The organism is Alkalihalophilus marmarensis DSM 21297 (genome assembly GCF_000474275.2).
GTDB lineage: Bacteria > Bacillota > Bacilli > Bacillales > Bacillaceae_D > Alkalihalophilus > Alkalihalophilus marmarensis.
Map to the genome: position 1 here is coordinate 45,832 of NZ_ATAE01000032.1, position 18,370 is coordinate 64,201.

14 protein-coding genes are annotated in these 18,370 nt (G+C 40.7%); 4 read left to right on the plus strand and 10 right to left on the minus strand.

What is annotated here, in order from left to right; translation table 11 throughout:
- Positions 1–150: 150 nt before the first annotated feature.
- Positions 151–2,106, plus strand: coding sequence for a TRAP transporter permease (locus tag A33I_RS11715; RefSeq protein ID WP_012959819.1), 1,956 nt, complete (start codon positions 151–153; stop codon positions 2,104–2,106).
- Positions 2,107–2,164: 58 nt separating this feature from the next.
- On the opposite strand, the gene A33I_RS11720 is transcribed toward A33I_RS11715, so the two are convergent.
- Positions 2,165–3,019, minus strand: coding sequence for a MurR/RpiR family transcriptional regulator (locus A33I_RS11720; RefSeq protein WP_022628607.1), 855 nt, complete (start codon positions 3,017–3,019; stop codon positions 2,165–2,167).
- A gap of 14 nt (positions 3,020–3,033) precedes the next feature.
- Positions 3,034–4,413 carry an aspartate aminotransferase family protein gene (locus A33I_RS11725; RefSeq protein ID WP_022628608.1) on the minus strand — a complete coding sequence of 460 codons (1,380 nt, stop codon included), beginning with the start codon at positions 4,411–4,413 and terminating at the stop codon, positions 3,034–3,036.
- A 206-nt stretch (positions 4,414–4,619) separates the two neighbouring features.
- Between A33I_RS11725 and A33I_RS11730 the strand changes: the two genes are divergently transcribed.
- A complete protein-coding gene (locus tag A33I_RS11730; protein ID WP_022628609.1) occupies positions 4,620–5,387 on the plus strand; it encodes a hypothetical protein in 768 nt (255 codons plus the stop codon).
- A gap of 44 nt (positions 5,388–5,431) precedes the next feature.
- Here the strand turns inward: A33I_RS11730 and A33I_RS11735 are convergent, their stop codons facing one another.
- The 6 genes from A33I_RS11735 to A33I_RS11760 all read right to left on the minus strand — a co-directional run bounded on the left by A33I_RS11735 (position 5,432) and on the right by A33I_RS11760 (position 13,267).
- Entirely contained in the window at positions 5,432–6,220 is a 789-nt protein-coding gene (locus A33I_RS11735; protein ID WP_022628610.1) for an SDR family oxidoreductase, read from the minus strand.
- Between the two features lie 17 nt (positions 6,221–6,237).
- A complete protein-coding gene (locus tag A33I_RS11740) occupies positions 6,238–8,208 on the minus strand; it encodes a TRAP transporter permease (RefSeq protein ID WP_022628611.1) in 1,971 nt (656 codons plus the stop codon).
- Between the two features lie 10 nt (positions 8,209–8,218).
- The gene (locus A33I_RS11745) at positions 8,219–8,668 is read right to left on the minus strand and encodes a DUF1850 domain-containing protein (RefSeq protein WP_022628612.1); all 450 of its coding nucleotides are present in this window, start codon (positions 8,666–8,668) and stop codon (positions 8,219–8,221) included.
- Positions 8,669–8,748: 80 nt separating this feature from the next.
- Positions 8,749–9,768, minus strand: coding sequence for a TAXI family TRAP transporter solute-binding subunit (locus tag A33I_RS11750; protein WP_022628613.1), 1,020 nt, complete (start codon positions 9,766–9,768; stop codon positions 8,749–8,751).
- A 156-nt stretch (positions 9,769–9,924) separates the two neighbouring features.
- Positions 9,925–11,286, minus strand: coding sequence for a sigma-54-dependent transcriptional regulator (locus A33I_RS11755; RefSeq protein ID WP_022628614.1), 1,362 nt, complete (start codon positions 11,284–11,286; stop codon positions 9,925–9,927).
- Positions 11,264–13,267 carry a transporter substrate-binding domain-containing protein gene (locus tag A33I_RS11760; protein WP_022628615.1) on the minus strand — a complete coding sequence of 668 codons (2,004 nt, stop codon included), beginning with the start codon at positions 13,265–13,267 and terminating at the stop codon, positions 11,264–11,266. The genes A33I_RS11755 and A33I_RS11760 overlap by 23 nt, the downstream gene beginning before the upstream one ends.
- 151 nt (positions 13,268–13,418) lie before the next feature.
- Between A33I_RS11760 and A33I_RS11765 the strand changes: the two genes are divergently transcribed.
- Both A33I_RS11765 and nfsA read left to right on the plus strand, forming a co-directional pair.
- On the plus strand, positions 13,419–15,176 hold the full coding sequence (locus A33I_RS11765) for a B12-binding domain-containing radical SAM protein (RefSeq protein WP_022628616.1): 1,758 nt from the start codon (positions 13,419–13,421) through the stop codon (positions 15,174–15,176).
- Between the two features lie 135 nt (positions 15,177–15,311).
- Positions 15,312–16,061: an oxygen-insensitive NADPH nitroreductase gene (nfsA, locus tag A33I_RS11770; protein WP_022628617.1), complete on the plus strand. Its 750-nt coding sequence runs from the start codon at positions 15,312–15,314 to the stop codon at positions 16,059–16,061.
- A gap of 33 nt (positions 16,062–16,094) precedes the next feature.
- On the opposite strand, the gene A33I_RS11775 is transcribed toward nfsA, so the two are convergent.
- On the minus strand, positions 16,095–17,150 hold the full coding sequence (locus A33I_RS11775) for an EAL domain-containing protein (RefSeq protein ID WP_022628618.1): 1,056 nt from the start codon (positions 17,148–17,150) through the stop codon (positions 16,095–16,097).
- Positions 17,151–17,318: 168 nt separating this feature from the next.
- Complete coding sequence (meaB, locus tag A33I_RS11780) at positions 17,319–18,317, minus strand: methylmalonyl Co-A mutase-associated GTPase MeaB (protein ID WP_022628619.1); 999 nt, start codon at positions 18,315–18,317, stop codon at positions 17,319–17,321.
- Positions 18,318–18,370: the final 53 nt, after the last annotated feature.

Sequence of the window (18,370 nt, forward strand, 5' to 3'; positions counted from 1 at the left end):
ATGTAAACAGATAATTGATTTTACCGAAATACGTGAATGCCGTGTTGTACGTTTTGTCAAAAATCAAGTCAACCATGAAGTCAACTGTCGACTTGATTGACGCGTACTTTTTCTTCGAGATTTCAATTTTTTCTAGGTGGTGAAAGATATATGACAGAAACAACTGATAAAAATCAAGACCTGCTCGCTAAGTACGATAAAGAATCAGCCTATCGTACCGACTTACAAAAGTGGGCGTGGATTGTTACGATTCTAGCCATCTCCTTAACAATCTTTCAGCTCTACACGTCTTTTCGCGGTCCTTATGTAACATTAATTCAAGGCGCAATCCATTTAGCTGGGGGACTTTCTCTTATTTTCATCCTTTATCCGGCTAAACGATCATTCTTAAAAAAGCGTGGAGTACCTTGGTATGATGGAATTTTGGCCTTGCTTGCACTTGCGGTCAATTTCTATATCGTCTTTGAATACAGCCGTTTAACAAGTAATCAGGTAACGATCTTAGGCTATTCTGACCTAGATATTATTGTCGCCACACTCGGTGTTGCCTTAGTGCTTGAAGCAACTAGACGAGCTGTAGGTCTGCCAATTGTCATTATTGCATTAATCGCCCTGTTATATGGGTATTTAGGAAATGTCTTTCCAATTAGAGCCTTTCAGCACTCAGGCTTTACCTTCGATCGATTAATGACGAGTATGTTCTTTAACACTGAAGCCATTTTTGGTACACCGATACGAATTTCATCTACATTTATTTTCCTCTTCCTCTTCTTTGGAGTCATGTTAACGAAAACAGGAATCGGAAAATTTTTTAATGACCTTGCATTTGGTGCAACTGGACGAATGACTGGTGGTACAGCAAAAGCTGCCGTTACAGCTAGTGGATTGCAAGGTATGGTAACAGGATCATCGGTTGCCAATACAGTTAGTTCGGGATCATTTACGATCCCTATGATGAAACGCGCCGGCTTTAAACCAGAATTCTCAGCTGCCGCGGAAGCTTCTGCTTCAACAGGTGGTCAAATCATGCCGCCGATTATGGGAGCTGCTGCCTTCATCATGGCAAGTAATACAGGCGTTCCTTACCGCGAAATTATCTTAATAGCTATTATCCCTGCATTACTTTATTTCGCTGGTGTGTTTATGGGTACACATTTCGAAGCCAAAAAACAAGGGATTCTAGGTCTTCCTAAAGATCAGCTTCCTACGTTTGGAGGCATTGCTAAGCGATTAGATTTACTTGCACCGCTTATTACGATTATCGTTATGCTTTATCTGGGCTTCACAGCAACCACAGCTGCCCTTTGGGGAATTGGGGCTGCATTCTTTGTAAGTTTGTTCCGTAAAGATACAAGAATGGGACCTCGTGACATTCTAGATGCTCTGGAGCAAGGGGCGCGTGTCGCCCTGCCGGTTATTGCTGCCTGTGCGTCAGCTGGTATTATTGCTGGTATCGTGACGATGACTGGTCTTGGTGGAAAGATTGCCGGTGGAATTATTGATCTTGCCGGCGGTGTATTCTTCCTAGTTCTATTCTTTACAATGATTGCTTGTATTTTATTAGGTATGGGACTTCCAACAACAGCGAACTACGTAGTTACAGCTTCAATGGCTGCACCTGCTCTTGTCGCTTTTGATGTTCCAATTATTGCAGCTCACTTCTTTGTATTCTACTTTGGAATTGTAGCTGATATTACGCCGCCTGTTTGTCTGGCCGCCTATGCCGGAGCCGGTATAGCGAAGGCCAATCCAATGAAAGCCGGTGTGACCGCCTTTAAGCTTGCAATCGCAGCATTTATCATTCCTTATGCCTTTGTTTCCAATCCTGTTTTATTACTTCAGGATTGGACATTTGCAACGTTAGTACCGGCGCTTATTACTGCGCTGTTAGGAATGGCTGCTGTGAGTGCTTCATTAATGAACTACTTTGTTGCAAAACCATATATGATCGAGCGTATTTTATTATTTGCATCTGGTCTTGCACTGATTTATCCAAATAACTTAGTCATTTCTCTATCTGGTTTAGGAGTTTTTGTAGTGATTGCTGCTCTTCACATCTTACGCAATCGTAAAAACGACTCAGATAAAGGATTAGCTACTTCTTAATATCTTAATGGAGGCTTGCCATGAGCAAGCCTCTTTTTTATATTTAGGTCTGGCCTTCTTACTCGTAAAATACATCAAATGCTTCCCATAGTTCTTCAAGCTCTTGAAGCCTCTTTTCAACTTTGACATGCTCACTTCTTGTTACCGCCGTAAGCAGGGCATTAATCACACTCATCGGAGCTGTAAACGAATCAATAAAGGAATTGATTTCTGTAGATGTATGAAGGGTTATGGTCCCATAAGGAGCAAGCGGTGACAGCGGATGGTCCGTTATCACAATTGTCTTCACATCTTTTTCCTTTACATACTTCAACGCATCTACTGTTCTCTTTGTATATCTGGCAAACCCAAAAGCAATGACTAAATCCCCTTCTTTAATATCAAGTAAATGTTCACTCATCCCGTCAGCATGCTCAATTAATTCCGTATTCTGTAAAACGAGATCAAGGTAGAAGCTTAAGAATTTGCCTAGACTAACAGCACTCCTATAGGCAAGGATATAGATGCGATTCGCTTTTACAATTTCTTCTGCCGCCTTATTGAAAGCTGTGTGATCTATTTGATTGAGTGTTAATTGAAGATTGGTGATATCATCTTTAAGCATATCGGTGAGCAAGTTCTGTTTTTCATTATGGTCTGGAATCGTTTGAGCAAACATTTCAGCAGATGTCATCTTCATTTGCAAGGCATTCTGCATCTCTTTTTGTAATTCAGGATAGCCGCTAAAGCCTAGTGATACAGCAAACCTTACAACTGTCGCCTCTCCTACTTCCGTTAATTTAGCTAGTTTAGAAGCTGTTAGAAAAGGGGCTGTTTCTGTATGTTTTAATAAATAGGCTGCAATCTTTTTTTGAGACTTGCTCATCTCCCCTTGCTTGTCAACCATGCGTTGATATACTTCATTTTTTATCATTATGAACTCCTTAGTTATAAATCGTTTAGCACCCTCCTAAACGCTTCAATCGTCTTTTCCACTTCAACAGCTGTATGTGCTGTTGATACGCTGTAACGATTCAGGGGCTTTGTATAGATACCTTCAAGCAGAAGGCGCAGATCAATTTTCTTACGAAGTTTAAAATCACTCGCCTGTAGATCACGGTAATGATAAATGTTCTTTTTATCTGTTATCACAATATTGAATATAGACCCTTCGCCTACTGCAAGCATTGGGATCGAATACTGTTTAAATAAATGCTCTAGCTCCATTTTCAGCTCATTTGTCAGGTTGCATACATCAGCCGTTTCTTTTTTTAACACTTCTAATGTAGCAAGCCCGCAAGCTAAAATGGTCGGATGCCCATTATAGGTTCCGCTGTGGAATAACACGTCTGAAGCATTAGAAGTTTGACTTTGACTAATATCAAAAACGTCAGCTGAATGAGATGGTGAAGTGATATTCATGATTTCTTTTCGGCCTCCCACAATACCTACCGGAAATCCACCGCCAATGACTTTTCCAAGGGTTGTAAGGTCTGGCTGCACCTCATATAATTCCTGCGCACCGCCTAAAGCTACCCTGAATCCTGTTTTCACTTCATCAAAAATGAACAATATTTCGAGCTCTTTCGTTAATTGACGCATACCTTCAATAAACGATTGGCTGGCTCTAATAAACCCGCCTTGCAGAGGTTCAATAATGACCGCTCCTATTTCCTTATGCTTCTTTCTTAAGATTGCCTCGCAGCTTGCAAGGTCATTAAAAGGCAGTGTAATCGTTGTGTTTTTGTGGCGTTCACTCATCCCTTTTGATTCTAACACGGAGTTTGGTTCCTGCTCTGGACCGGCTTGTTCTAGGGATGGATTTACACTGACCAGCACTTCATCAAATCCACCATGATAATGCCCTTCAAACTTTGCAATTCCCTCTTTGCCTGTATAAGCTCTCGCTAAACGGAGTGCTAAAAGAGTCGCTTCTGTACCTGAATTTGTATAGCGAATGTTCTCCATACTGGGATATAGCTGTTTAATTTGCTTAGCCATCTCAACCTCGTAATGATGAGGTGTGCCAAACAAGCATGTACCCTGCTCTTCTAATTGATCACCTATTGCTTTTTTAATAGCTTCATGACCATGACCAAGTTTGAGAGCTCCGTAAGATAGCAGATAATCTACATATTCATTCCCATCTACATCGTACACATAAGCTCCTTTTGCTTTATTCATCACGATTGGATGAGGCGTGAAATATTTGATGTTCGCTGTCACTCCGCCCGGCATATATTCCGAGGCATCATTCATAAACGATTGAGACTTCCGGGTTCTTTCCCTATACCGATATCCTTCATCAACAGAAGATGTCATACTCATCTTTTGTCACTCTCCTAAAAAGAAGTATATATTTCATGAATTATTAAAATGAAATATATATTTCATTATAGTTATATCTTTTCAAAATTAATACTCTTTTTTTCTAAAAAATAATGAAATTTTCATTTAAGCAGAAAACTGCATCATGCTAGAATAGAACGAGTTAGTATGATCTAAAGGGTATAGATAATAGAGGTGTAGTTTGTATGAGACGTCAAAGTTTATTGGTAAACTATTTCTTAATGCTCCTGATAGTTATCGCCGGCTGCGAAAGCAATAAAGAAGAAGATCTCTCTTTTGAAGCCACCGTAGAAAATAGCCATTTAAAAGTAGAATTAGTGGATATTGAACCAGCTGTGCAAGACAATCAAACTGGCTTCTTTGTAGATGTGCTCGTCACTTCTCTTCATCCTTCCTATGATGTTAGAACAGATTTCAACTATGCGATGGATAAGGTTATCGCGACATCACTAGATAAAAAGCATGAAGCAGCAGCGATTTACACCTACGATTCCACAGCTTCTGCGACCTCCCTTGAACCTGATCAAATACTTATTAGGCAGTTTTATACTCCCGGACTAGAAGAAACTGCACACGTATTACATGTTCCCTTTTATGCAAAGCCTCTTTATCACAAAAGAAATATTACATTTAAAGAGTTAAGCCACCAATCAAACCATATTGAGCATAATGATTTTAAGATTATCTCACTTGATGTCGAGCAGCATACACTGAGTTTGATTGCTTCTGATGTGCATGAAATGAAGGGCTTAGAAGTGACGCTGCTTATTGATGATGAAACGATTTATCCAGCCTTTCAAACAACAAATGTTGAGGAAACGACTAATCTATTGCATGGCACGTATGAGTTTACTCAACCTATAAGCGAGCCATTCACTCTAAAGCTTCAACGTCCTAGATTAGACGACCTTATCTGGACTTTTGACTTAAGTACACCTATTCCATCCCCATAATAAAAAAGCTTGAGAATAATAAATTCTCAAGCTTTTCGCGTTATTTAATACGCTTTTGTTGCTCCCCCGTCCACTACAATGGACTGGCCTGTTACATAGGTGTTGGCAAAAGATCCTAAAAAGACAATCGTCCGTGCAAACTCGTCTGGTGTTCCGTACCTTCCCATCGGAATTGCATCCATTAATTGCTCTTTAGCCTCATCATAACTAAGACCAAGCTTAGCTGCTCTGATATGGTCTAAGGCCTCAACGCGATCTGTTGCAATTCTTCCTGGTCCTACGGTATTAATCAAAATATTTTCCCCGCCAAGTTCTTTTGCTAACGTTTTTGACATGCCTACAATGGCCGTTCTAAACGTATTCGATAAGATCAACCCTTCTACAGGCTCTTTGATCGATGAAGAAGCTATGTTTACAATACGACCTGCTCCGCGTTCTCGCATCGAAGGAAGCACTGCACGTATCGCTCGCACAAAGCTTAACAGGTTAAGTTCAAACGCTCCTTGCCACTCCTCATCACCAAACGCATCAAATCCACCTGCAGGAGGGCCGCCAGCATTATTCACTAACACATCAACCCCGCCATGAAGAGCCGTCGCTTTCTCGACCAATTTCTTAATTTCATCAGCATTTCTAATATCACAGACAACATAAGCAGGCTTTGTCCCTGTCTCTTCTTCTATTTCAAGGGCCGCATTCTCAAGCTCGCTTTCACTTCTGCTAGAAAGTAAGACCTGTGCCCCCTCTTCTACATACAGTTGCGCAGCGGCTTTTCCTAAACCTTTACTAGAGGCGAGTACAATAACAGACTTACCTATTAGATCAGTATTCATTTCTTCATATCCTCCCTTTATGCAGATAGGCCAGGTGCAGTCTCTGGTGTGTTCTTTGATTTTCTCCACTGCCATAATACGACGACTAAGATGATTCCAAGTCCGATGATATCTTGCACCATATTCGGATTCATGAACAGAATCGCACCGGCAAATAAAACAATACGCAGCACCCAGTGTATCGACCTGAACAAGTATCCTTCAGCAGCAGTACCAAGCATTACGACACCTAAAATGGCTGTAACCGTCACCGCAGCTCCTTCAGCAAAGGTCGTATTAATTAACAATAGTGAGTCATTGTAGACAAACATAAACGGAACAATAAACCCGGCGATAGCAAGTTTCATTGAGACAAAACCAGTCCGCATCTGATCGCCGCCTGATATACCCGCGGCCGCAAAGGCAGCAAGCGCAACAGGAGGGGTAATATTTGCAAATAACCCAAAGTAGAACACAAATAAATGAGCAACAAGCGGCTCGATTCCATATGAGATAAGCGCAGGAGCTGCCATTGTCGCTGTAATAATATATGTTGGAATACTAGGCAGACCCATCCCAAGAACAATACATGCAATCATCGTGAATATGAGGGTTAGCAATAAACTGTCGCCCCCAAGTGTTACAATTCCATTAGCTAGCTTTAGACCAAATCCAGTCATCGTCGCTACCCCTACGACAATACCAACAGTCGCACAGGCTACAGCCACACCAACCGCTGTTCTTGCCCCTGACTCAAGTGCATCAACAATATCTTTTACACTCATTCTTGTTGTTTTTCTAAGCATTGCTACGACAATCGTTACAAGAATCGTTAAGAATGCAGAATAAATAATCGTACGTCCGCTAAAGAACAACATATATAAAAGGAAAAATAACGGAATTAATAAATGTCCTCTTTCTTTTAAAACAGCCATTACTTGAGGAAGGTTTTCTTTTGAGATTCCTCTTAAGCCTTCTTTTGTAGCACGTAAATGGATCTGTACAATGATGCCTAAATAGAATAATAGCGCCGGCAGCAAAGCTGCAAGGGCGATTTGACTATATGGAATACCAAGCATCTCTGCCATAATGAACGCAGCAGCACCCATAATCGGAGGCAGAATCTGACCCCCTACAGAGGCCGCAGCCTCTACAGCTCCAGCAAAGTTACGATGGTAACCGATTTTTTTCATTAACGGGATCGTAAATGATCCTGTTGTTACCACGTTTGCTACCGCAGCACCATTAATACTTCCAAGGAATCCACTGGCAATAACCGCTACTTTTGCCGGGCCTCCTCTGGTCTGACCGGCAATAGCAAGCGCCATATCATTAAAAAACTGTCCCATCCCTGATTTTGATAAAAATGCACCGAATAAAATAAACAAGAAAATATACGTAGCTGACACACCAATTGCTGTGCCGTAAATTCCTTCTGTCGTAACGTACATGAAATTAACGAGTTCATCCCATGTGTACCCTCTATGACGGAAAATACCTGAGAGCTCTCTTCCAAATAGTCCATAAAGAAAGAATAGAATAGCAAGTACTGGAAGCCCCCATCCAGTTACACGTCTTGCTGCTTCAAGAACTAGAACGACTAGAATCCCACCAAACAGGAGGTCTAGGTTGTTAGGCAGTCCGCCACGGTTTACAATCCCGGTGTAATCGATAAAAATATAAATCGTCGTTGAGAATGCCATCAGCGCGAAGAGAAAATCATACCAAGGCAACGTTTTGCGGCTTGATTTTTTAAATGGCGGATAAAGCAGGAAAACTAAAGCTAGAATCGCCGCCACATGCAAAGAGCGATGCTGAAGCGTTACAGGTGTACCAAAGTAAGAAGTATACATATGATAAACGGATAATGATATCGCTAAAAGTGAAACAATGATAGCAATCGACTTACTTTTAAATGTACGGAATCTTGATTCAGCATCATATTTTTCAAGCAGTTCTGCTTGTTCTTTTGTTAATTCTTCTGGTTGTGGATTTTGTTTTTGATCCATTTCAATCACCTCACTTAAAGATTAACTCTAACGCTTCGTGATGAGGCAGTTCCTCTGCCGCAATTGATAACTCGTCATTGATATACACCTCAAAGTTTGCATCATGCGAGTGTATCCAGCGAAACGCTTCGATCGTTTCTTCTTCCATATCCCGACTGACAACTTTTCCTTCTTCTACGCTCATACTTCCTTTTTCGTGCGGTACTCCTGCTCCAAAAGAATAAAAAATGGCTTCGATTAAACGTAGGGTACCATCTTCCTGCAACTCATACGTTTCTTCCCATGGTGTTTTCTCCACCGAATGAATCCACTTCACTGTCACTTTATCTCCAGGCTCAATGTCTGGAATGGTCATTAAGACATTATCCGTACGCTGGATTTTCACTAACCCCGCATACCCTTGATAAGAACAGGCCGTTAACAAAAAAACAAGTATGATTGCCAGAACGAGGTTTTTCATCTTATCACCTAACAAATGATCTAAGCGCACTGCTCTCTTTTAATTGAACAGGCGCTTAGACTACTTTATCTCACCCTTGCTTACTCAATAGCACCAACTTCTTTAAGATAGCGCTCCGCTCCTGGGTGGAATGGAATCGGCATACCCACATCTACTGTTTCTAATGTGATTTCTTGTGCTGCATTATGAGACCCTTGAATTTGGTCTAAGTTCTCAAATAGAGTTTTTGTAATTTCATAACCAGCCTCTTCAGAGATTTCAGTGGACATAATTAACAAGTTTGTAATCGCTGCTGTAGGAATATCTTCTTCGTTATCATAAGACCCTGCAGGAATGGATTCAGCAGAGAAGAACGGGTAGTTCTCTTCTAAATATTCCATTGCTTCGCCTTCAATTGGAATAATCTTCGCATTATGAGTTGTATCTAAGTCAATAACAGTTGCGTTCGGTACACCACTTGTAACAAACGCTGCATCGATCATTCCATTTTTAATTTGATCAATCGCCTCGCTGTATGAAAGGTAGTCTTCGTTAATATCGTCATAGCTCATCCCATGTGCCTCAAGCACCATGCGTGCGTTCAGCTCAACTCCAGAGTTGGGTGCCCCTACTCCAACACTCTTCCCGCGAAGATCTTCGACACTTTCAATACCAGAATCTTCTGTTGTGACCACTTGAACAAAGTTTGGATATAGAGCAGCTAATCCAGCCATTGATTCAATCGGATCTTTCCCTTCAAACTCGCCGCTGCCTTCATATGCTTGTAAGACCGAATCAGCCATTGTAATAGCAAGTTCAGCACGGCCCGTATCAATTAAGTTAATGTTCTCTACAGAAGCTCCCGTTGCTTGTACAGAAGAATCAATTCCAAGCTCTGACTCAAGGATTGTTGAGATTGCTCCTCCAATCGGATAATACACACCAGATGTACCGCCAGTAGCAACCGTTACGAATAAATCGCTAAGGTCTGCTCCTTCTGCCTGCTCACCAGCATCTGCCCCATTATCTTCAGCTCCGTTATCTGTATTTGCATCGTCTCCCCCGCATGCGGCAAGAACTAGTAAAGATGCCAATGATAAGCTCGCTATAAATTTCTTCATAAGAAATCCCCCCATTTTGTTTTGTACGCTTAACTATAATGCAATTAGTGTGCCAATTTTTAAAATAGACAATTTGTTAGCGCTTTCAGTGTTTCGGTGTTTTCCAACGCATAAAAAACCGGCAAAAAATGCCGATGGAGCATTTTTTGCCGGTTTTTATGTCTCAGTTAATGTATATTGTTTAAGTTTATCTCTTAGGCTTCTTTCACTTATTTGCAGCATTTCAGCCGTTTTTTTGCGGTGCCCGTCATTGTATTCTAACGTCTCAAGGATAAATTGCCGTTCTAGTTCTTTTAAAGTCAGTCCAACAAATGCAGAAAGGTCACTATCACCTGATTTAACTTGTGGTTTAGCAGATCTTAAATGGAGCGGCAAATCCTCGACTTCGATTGTTGCTCCGCTTGCAAATACCATTGAAGACTCTAAAATGTTGGCAAGCTCCCGAATGTTCCCAGGATAAGAATAAGAAGAGAGAATTCGGTATGCTTCTTTTGAGATCCCGCTTACTTCTGTGTTCATCTCTTTATTAAAGGATTTAATTAAATGAGAGATAAGCAGCTTGAGATCTTCCTTTCTTTCTCTGAGGGGCGGCAGATGAATCGGGATGACATGGAGCCTGAAATAAAGATCTTCTCTAAATTCACCCTCCCTCACTGCTCCCTCTAAGTCTTTATTCGTAGCAGCAATCACTCGTACATCTAATGATTGAGTAGAATTTGAACCAAGCTTTGTTACCTCCCTGCGCTGTAAAACTCGAAGCAGCTTTGCTTGCAGAGCAAGGGGCATGTCCCCAATTTCATCTAGAAAGATCGTCCCGCCATTCGCCAGTTGAAATTTCCCATCCTTGCTCGAGACAGCTCCTGTGAATGCCCCTTTCTCATAACCAAACAGTTCACTTTCTAAGAGATGCTCTGGAATAGCTGCACAGTTTACCGTTTCTAAGTGCTGCTGCTTGCGCTTCCCTGAATAATGAATCGCACGGGCTACGAGCTCTTTTCCTGTCCCGCTCTCTCCTGTTATCAGCACATTAGAATCCACATTTCTTACCTTATCAATCAATTTGAACACTTGCTGCATACCATCACTTTGGCCGATTAACTCCTCATATCGATACTTCTTTTCAAGCTCATTGCTTAATTGCTCCACTTGCTCATGTAAATATTTAAAATGAAGCGCTTGCTTTATGACCGTTTGTAATTCATCCATATTGATTGGCTTCGTTAGATACGAATATGCTCCCTTTTGAAGCGCTTCAACAGAAGAGGAAATGGTACCGTATGCTGTAATCATGATCACTACTAACGATGGATGCAAGCCTTTGATGTCTTCTAAAACTCTCAACCCGTCTACTGCCCCGATTTTCAAATCGAGCAAAACTAAATCGGGTTGGACGGAGGCTATTCTCCTTTTTCCCTCTTCCGGGTCGGTTGTAGCCTCTACGTGATAATCATCTTCAAGGGCAAATGTCAGTGACGAACAAATCGATGCTTCATCATCAATGATTACGATTTTTTTCATGATTATCGCTCCTAAACTGTAATGTTACCTTTGTTCCAATACCTTCTTTGCTCTCAATTAATAAACTGCCTTCATTCTCATGCACATACTGGTGTGCAATGGCTAAGCCAAGTCCTGTTCCTTTTGATTTAGTTGTATAAAAAGGCTCTAAAACTTTCTGTGTCTCCTCCTCTGTCATCCCTACTCCGTTATCTTCTATTACAAAGACTACATCACACCCTTTAGCAAACAAACGTAAGCCCAGCTCTCCGTCTCTTTCTTCTTCTCTTTTTTCGACTACCTCTTCTATCGCATCAATTCCGTTTATCATTAAATTCATGATTACTTGCTTTACTTGGTTCGCGTTGGCATAAATAAATTGCTCTTCTTGTAAGTCTAAACGTAACTTGATTCCTTTATTAAGCAACGTCCGCTCAAAAAGAATGGTGCAATCACTTACTAGGTCTGTCAGCTGGACAGACTCTTTTTCATGTTCTCTTGGGCGGGCATAGTCAATTAATCCTTCAATTAACTGATTGACTCGATCGATTTCTTTAGGAACATACGTCGAGATCTCCCGTTGAAATCGTTCGTTATGAAGTTTTTTGGGAATCAGTTCTGCAAATGTTTTTATAGAAGTAAGCGGGTTCCGGATTTCATGGGCGATACCAGCTACTACTCTGCTTAGTGCCTGACTTTTTTCTTGTTCAAACACTTGAAGCCTCATCTGCCGCTCTTCTGTTATATCCTCAAACGTTACAATGACCCCAATCATTTCTCTTTGTATATTGAATAAAGGGTAAATATAATACCGTAAATAATAGACGCGGCCATCCTGCCGTCTCCACGTTGTCTCTTTTCCTAGGATGGATTCCTGCTTTTCAAATACTTGATGAAACGCCGCTTGTAACAATTGTGATATAAGCTCTACTGATTGATACGATTTGGTGAGAATACTCTTATCTTCACCTGCAATAGTTAAAGCTTTTGAATTAAGAGAAGTTATCATACCCTCTTCATTCACTGTCACAATTCCCCTTGGTGAGCTGTCTAATATTTGACGTTGGTACTCATCACTATTTTTCGTCTGAGTGATTTGCTCTTGCAATGTTTTATTTAAGTTTTTTAAGACATGTGTTTTTTTATCTACTTCTGCTTGGAGCCTTCTATTCCACCTGATTGCTAAAAACGTAATAATTAATACAACGAGAAGCAGTCCGGCTGTTACTTTTACTGCAAGCCATAAACGGTCGGTTAAGAGGTTTTCATTACCAAACCACTGTTCATGTATTTCGGCATACGTTCCGTTTTGTTTGACGGTTGTGATTGCTCGGTTTAATTCATCGACTAAATCAGGCCGCTCTCTTTGAACAGCCATAGCATAATCAATTGGCAGAAGATAATTTCCGACAATTCGGAATTCAGAGTCCGTACCGCTTTCTTTAAGCAGATAATCAGCGGTTAAGACATTTCCAACAAAAGCCTCCGCACGTCCCATTAATAATAATTGCATCGCTGTTCTTTGATTGCTTGTCACATGATATTGAATCCGTCTAATTGTTCGCAGGAATTCATATTCTGTTGTCTCTTTTTGCAGTGCTGTCTTCACATTTGTCAGCTGCGAAATCCCTTCGATCGTTTCATCTGCTTCTTCCGCTACAACAAGACCGACAGACGTGTTCAGCACCGAATCAGTGTAATTCATTGTCGCTGTTCGCTGCTCATGAAACGAAGCGGATAAAACAATATCAACCTCTTGATTTTCAAGAGCATGATAGGCTTCTTCTTGTGTCATCGGCTCATAAATGAGTTCTTTTCCGAGATAGTGATTTAACTCCTCCATCAAATCAATGAGAAAACCCTCATGCTGAATTCCCTCTAACATATGAAGGGGAGGCAAATTAGGGTCATATGCGATCCTGAGTGCTTCTTCTGCTCTTACGCTTTGGCTCAATAGAAGCATGGCCGCTAGGAGAAATATAAGTAGTTTAGGTGCATTCATCCTGGTGTCTCCTTATGTATTATGCTTGCGATTACGCTTATCCTTTTGACTCGTTGAAAAATGACTCAACACTCATGATTATTTCGCAACATGCCTAGTCGTATGGTATCATACAGTACGTAAGGAAAACAGAGAATTGAGGGATAAACCAATGAAAACCGTCGTTACGACGTTGAATGCCAAATATATCCACACTTGTTTGGCACTTAGATGTTTAAAAGCTTATGCAGAACCTGAATTTCCAATTGAAATGGTTGAATATACGATAAAAGATCCTGTCATGAATATTGTTTCTGATTTGTTTGAACGTAAACCAGATGTGATCGGCTTCAGCTGTTACATTTGGAACATAGAAGAAACACTTAAAGTCATTGAAATGCTTAAAAAGGTCATGCCTGAAGTAAAAATCGTATTAGGCGGACCAGAAGTTTCTTATGACACGAAAGATTGGCTTGAGATGACCCCTGATGCAGACTTTATTGTCGTTGGTGAAGGGGAAGAGACCTTTAAACAGCTGCTTGAAGAATTATCGACAACTGCTAAGTATCACATGGTCTTTGGCCTTGCTTATCGAAAAGGGGAAGAAGTGATCATTAATGCTCCCCGTCCGAAGTTAAAGTTAGAAGAGGTTCCTACTCCTTATCGCTTTGATGAGGATTTAGACGGGTTGTCAAAAAGAGTGACCTATTTTGAAACAAGCCGCGGATGCCCATACAGCTGTCAATTCTGTTTATCTTCTATTGAAGTAGGCGTGCGATATATTGATATAGATCGGGTAAAAAGTGATTTATTGTACTTGATTGAAAACGGGGCTAAGCTGATCAAATTTGTAGACCGCACGTTTAATATAAAAAGAGACTATGCGCTAGAAATCTTCCAATTCCTAATTGATAACCATCAAGGCTGCGTCTTTCAATTTGAAATCACCGCAGATATTATGCGTCCGGAAGTATTATCCTTTTTAAATGAACATGCTCCTAAAGGCATTTTCCGTTTTGAGATCGGTGTTCAGTCAACAAATGATGCGACAAATGAACTTGTACAACGCCGTCAAAACTTCCAAAAGCTCACACGTACTGTAACGATGGTTAAAGAAGGCGGCAAAATTGATCAACATCTAGACTTAATCGCTGGCCTTCCTGAAGAAGATTATAACTCTTTTAGGAATACTTTTAATGATGTATTTGCTCTTCGTGCTGAGGAACTGCAGCTAGGTTTCTTAAAGATGCTAAGAGGTACCGGTCTTCGTCTTCGTGCAGATGACCATAATTATGTGTATATGAACCATGCGCCATATGAAATTTTAAGCAATAATATCCTGCCGTTTTCTGATATTGTGCGTATTAAGCGAGTAGAAGATGTATTAGAGAAGTATTGGAATGCCCACCGGATGGATACAACAGTCGAATACCTTGTTGAAAAAGTATTCGACTCTCCTTTTGACTTCTTTCAAGAGTTTGGTGACTTCTGGGAATCAAAAGGCTGGTCTAGAATCGGCCATCAATTAGAAGACTTATTTACACGTCTTTATCAGTTTTTAGAAGCGAGATCGATGCCTAACCTCGATTTCATTAAAGGGCTCATGATGATTGATTACTTCAAAAACCATAAACATAAACCTCGTAAAACATGGTGGGGCTTTTCTTTACCTAAAGAGCAGCAAAGTGCTATTTTACGCCGCTTAGCAGAAGCACCAGAGCAAGTAAATGAAGAGTTCAGCTCACTTAAATTAAATGAAAAAGAACTTCACAAGCATACAATGATTGAAGTACTGCCATTCTCCTTGAAATCGTACCTAGAAGATGGCACGATTGAAGCGACTGAAGAGCTGTTAATTGCCTATTTTAACCCTAAGGTAGAAAAAAGCTCATTGTATACTGCACCTCTCCATTCAATGGCAGTACATTAATCTCACATAAAAACACTGTAAAAAACCAATGTCTTAGTGGCATTGGTTTTTACGTTTGATTGCTTTTGATTTGGGTTAGCCGTTTATTTATGTAATAATAAAACAATTAACTTATTCGTTCAGGAGGCAGATATAATGAATACAATTATTAACACTCAGTTAAATCATCGTTCTTATCGTTCTTACACTTCAAAAAAAATAGAACCAGAAAAATTAGATGCAGTTATTAAAGCTTCACAAGCTGCCCCTTCATGGATCAATGGCCAGCAAGTATCGATTATTGCTGTTTTTGACGATCAAAGAAAGAAACGCTTGTCTGAGTTAGTTGGCAATCAAGCCTACGTTGCTGAAGCACCTGTTTTTCTCATCTTCTGTGCCGATTTTTATAGAGCTCAACTTGCAGGAGAGGTGCATGGTAAAACGCTCGAAGCCATCGATGATGTCGATGCCCTTCTAGTAGGTGCCACAGATGTTGGACTAGCTATGTCAAATGCCATTACTGCTGCTGAATCTCTTGACCTTGGCACCGTGCCGATCGGAGGCATCCGCAAAAATCCGCTTGAGGTGATTGAATTGCTAGAACTGCCAAAGCATGTCATCCCTATTGCGGGCTTATGCGTAGGGTATCCTAGTGAAGACCCCGGCTTAAAACCTCGTCTCCCAAAAGAAGCGATCTATCATGAGGAAAGCTACCAAACAAATGTAGCGGCATTGATTGAATCATATGATCAGTCTATGAGTGCATACATGCATAAGCGGACGAACGGAGCCCAATCTACCTCGTGGACCGAGCGGGTTTCAAGCTTTTACGAGAAACCTTACTATACGTCTATTGCCCAAATGCTTGAGAAGCAAGGCTTTACATGTAAAAACATTAAAGAATAATGATTAAAGAAAACCCGCAGAGCTCTGCGGGTTTTAATTTGCATATGGGTATACATTTGTAACAGGATTTTTTTGAGGCCTCCCAAAATAGTACCCCTGAGCAAGTGGAATGTTTATGTCCAAACAGAACTCTGCCTCTTCCTTCCTTTCAATTCCTTCTGCAAGTAATGTAATGCCGTACGCGTCTGCCACACTGACTATTTCTTTGATTTTAGCCTGGTTGGTTTCATTTTGATCACAGTAATCGATAATAGCACGATCAATCTTGGCAAAATTAGGCTTAAGTTCTTTTAACACTTCAACTGTTGCGAAACCAGCTCCTAAATCATCTAGAGCCACATGAATTCCCTCACTTTGATAAACCGTAAAAATCTTTTTCAAATGGTTTACATCATGAATCTTTTCTGTCTCCACCACTTCAAACACTAAATCTTCCGGACGAACTTGATGACGTTCTACTGCTTTTAACGTGCTCTTCAGACAGTGAGCAGGATCATAAATTGAAGAAGGCAGAAAATTAATAAATCGTTTCATCCCATTTTCTAACAATTTTGCGCTGATTTCAATTGAAGAGATCCGTGCTTGGCTGTCTAGAATAGATTGTAAACCTGCTTTTTGAGAGAAAGAAAACAGACTGCCTGGATTAAATGATAGATGAGGCGGTGTAGACCTGACTAGAAATTCATACCCGTACACGTCATTCGTTTGTAATTTGATGACAGGCTGAATATGCTGGGTAAATAACCCTTCGTTAATAACTTTGACTAGAGGCCACTGCATAATCCGTTCTCTTAACTGGAGATAGGGTATAAATCGGGCAAAATGTGCCTCCCCGTATGCTGAATATGTCGCTTGCACTTCTTCACTTGAAAGTAACTCTGCATCTAGCTGCTCTATTAATTGAAGCAGCTCTTCTTTGCCAGCATACTCGATATAAAAGATATCATTTTCATTTACTATGTATGTAAACTGCTCATGCTGTAATCTCGTAATGAGCTTCATCATCTTATGTTCTTCCTTCATTCTCACAAGCAACTGTCCTTTATCTGGAAGATTAGGGATATGACCACATCTGGTGCAACTGTTCAAACGAACTCCTCCTCTAATGTATATTGTAAGTACTATACCACCTTTATAGTTATTTAAAACTATTACTATTGTAATATGTTTATTCAGTTTTGACATGTATGATGCACTAGAAAAAGCCATGTTATCTAAACATGGCTTTCACTTTTTAATTACTGCTCCCTGATGAGGCTATTTTTTTGTCATTTCTAACAGCTCTAAAGCTGCTTTAGTAGCTGAAGCCTCACCTGATAAGACTTGGTGCTGCATTTCAGGAAGGCGGCTTTTAATTATCTCCTGTTCATAAAATTGTGCAAGAACTTGCTCCTCAATCAAATCTTTAAACCACCGGAGAGCTTGTTCATTTCTTCTTTTTAAGAAAAGGTCATTCTCTTCCATATGCTCTTTATGTTCTTTTATAACAGACCAGATATGATCGACACCCTCACCTGTCAAAGCAGAAACAGTGTAGGCCTTCGTTGCCCATCCTTCTGTGATCGGCGGCAGCAGGTGAAGCATTCGATTCAATTCCACCCTGGCTTGTTGTGCTGCTTGTTTATTAGGTCCATCGGCTTTATTAATAAACATCGCATCGGCCATTTCCATAATCCCTTTTTTCATTCCTTGGAGCTCATCTCCTGCTCCAGTCAGCATTAATACAAGAAAGAAGTCTACCATTGAACGGACGGCTACTTCGCTTTGACCAACACCGACAGTCTCTACAATAATCACATCATAGCCTGCCGCTTCACATAAAAGAAGCGTTTCGCGGGTCTTTCTAGCTACACCGCCAAGAGTGCCACCTGCAGGGGAAGGTCTGACATAAGCATTAGGGTGGCGCGATAATTGCTCCATTCGAGTTTTATCACCTAAAATACTGCCTCCAGTTAGAGTGCTAGAAGGGTCTACGGCTAATACCGCTACCTTATGTCCCCTCTCACAGAGCATCATTCCGAATGCTTCAATCAGGGTGCTTTTTCCTGCTCCTGGCACACCTGAAAAGCCAATCCGTATCGAGTTTCCTGTATGAGGCATTAACTCTGTTAAGACATCCTGAGCTAATTTCAAATGTTTCTTTGCATTGCTCTCCACTAGGGTAATCGCTCTTGCCAAGAGGGCTCGATTTTGCTCTTTTACACCCTTTACATACTCATCAACTGTTAACTGCTTTCTTTTAGGGGGCTGTGCCATACCTTTTCTCCTCCCTTTTCGAACGAAAAAACTAAATCTAAAAAGAAAGAAGA

Bases quoted from the DNA above. Each gene is read 5' to 3' on its own strand.
- A33I_RS11760 (WP_022628615.1), bottom strand. From the start codon at position 13,267: ATGAATGCACCTAAACTACTTATATTTCTCCTAGCGGCCATGCTTCTA.
- A33I_RS11720 (WP_022628607.1), bottom strand. From the start codon at position 3,019: ATGATAAAAAATGAAGTATATCAACGCATGGTTGACAAGCAAGGGGAG.
- nfsA (WP_022628617.1), top strand. From the start codon at position 15,312: ATGAATACAATTATTAACACTCAGTTAAATCATCGTTCTTATCGTTCT.
- A33I_RS11755 (WP_022628614.1), bottom strand. From the start codon at position 11,286: ATGAAAAAAATCGTAATCATTGATGATGAAGCATCGATTTGTTCGTCA.
- A33I_RS11745 (WP_022628612.1), bottom strand. From the start codon at position 8,668: ATGAAAAACCTCGTTCTGGCAATCATACTTGTTTTTTTGTTAACGGCC.
- A33I_RS11740 (WP_022628611.1), bottom strand. From the start codon at position 8,208: ATGGATCAAAAACAAAATCCACAACCAGAAGAATTAACAAAAGAACAA.
- A33I_RS11750 (WP_022628613.1), bottom strand. From the start codon at position 9,768: ATGAAGAAATTTATAGCGAGCTTATCATTGGCATCTTTACTAGTTCTT.
- A33I_RS11715 (WP_012959819.1), top strand. From the start codon at position 151: ATGACAGAAACAACTGATAAAAATCAAGACCTGCTCGCTAAGTACGAT.
- meaB (WP_022628619.1), bottom strand. From the start codon at position 18,317: ATGGCACAGCCCCCTAAAAGAAAGCAGTTAACAGTTGATGAGTATGTA.
- A33I_RS11765 (WP_022628616.1), top strand. From the start codon at position 13,419: ATGAAAACCGTCGTTACGACGTTGAATGCCAAATATATCCACACTTGT.
- A33I_RS11725 (WP_022628608.1), bottom strand. From the start codon at position 4,413: ATGAGTATGACATCTTCTGTTGATGAAGGATATCGGTATAGGGAAAGA.
- A33I_RS11735 (WP_022628610.1), bottom strand. From the start codon at position 6,220: ATGAATACTGATCTAATAGGTAAGTCTGTTATTGTACTCGCCTCTAGT.
- A33I_RS11730 (WP_022628609.1), top strand. From the start codon at position 4,620: ATGAGACGTCAAAGTTTATTGGTAAACTATTTCTTAATGCTCCTGATA.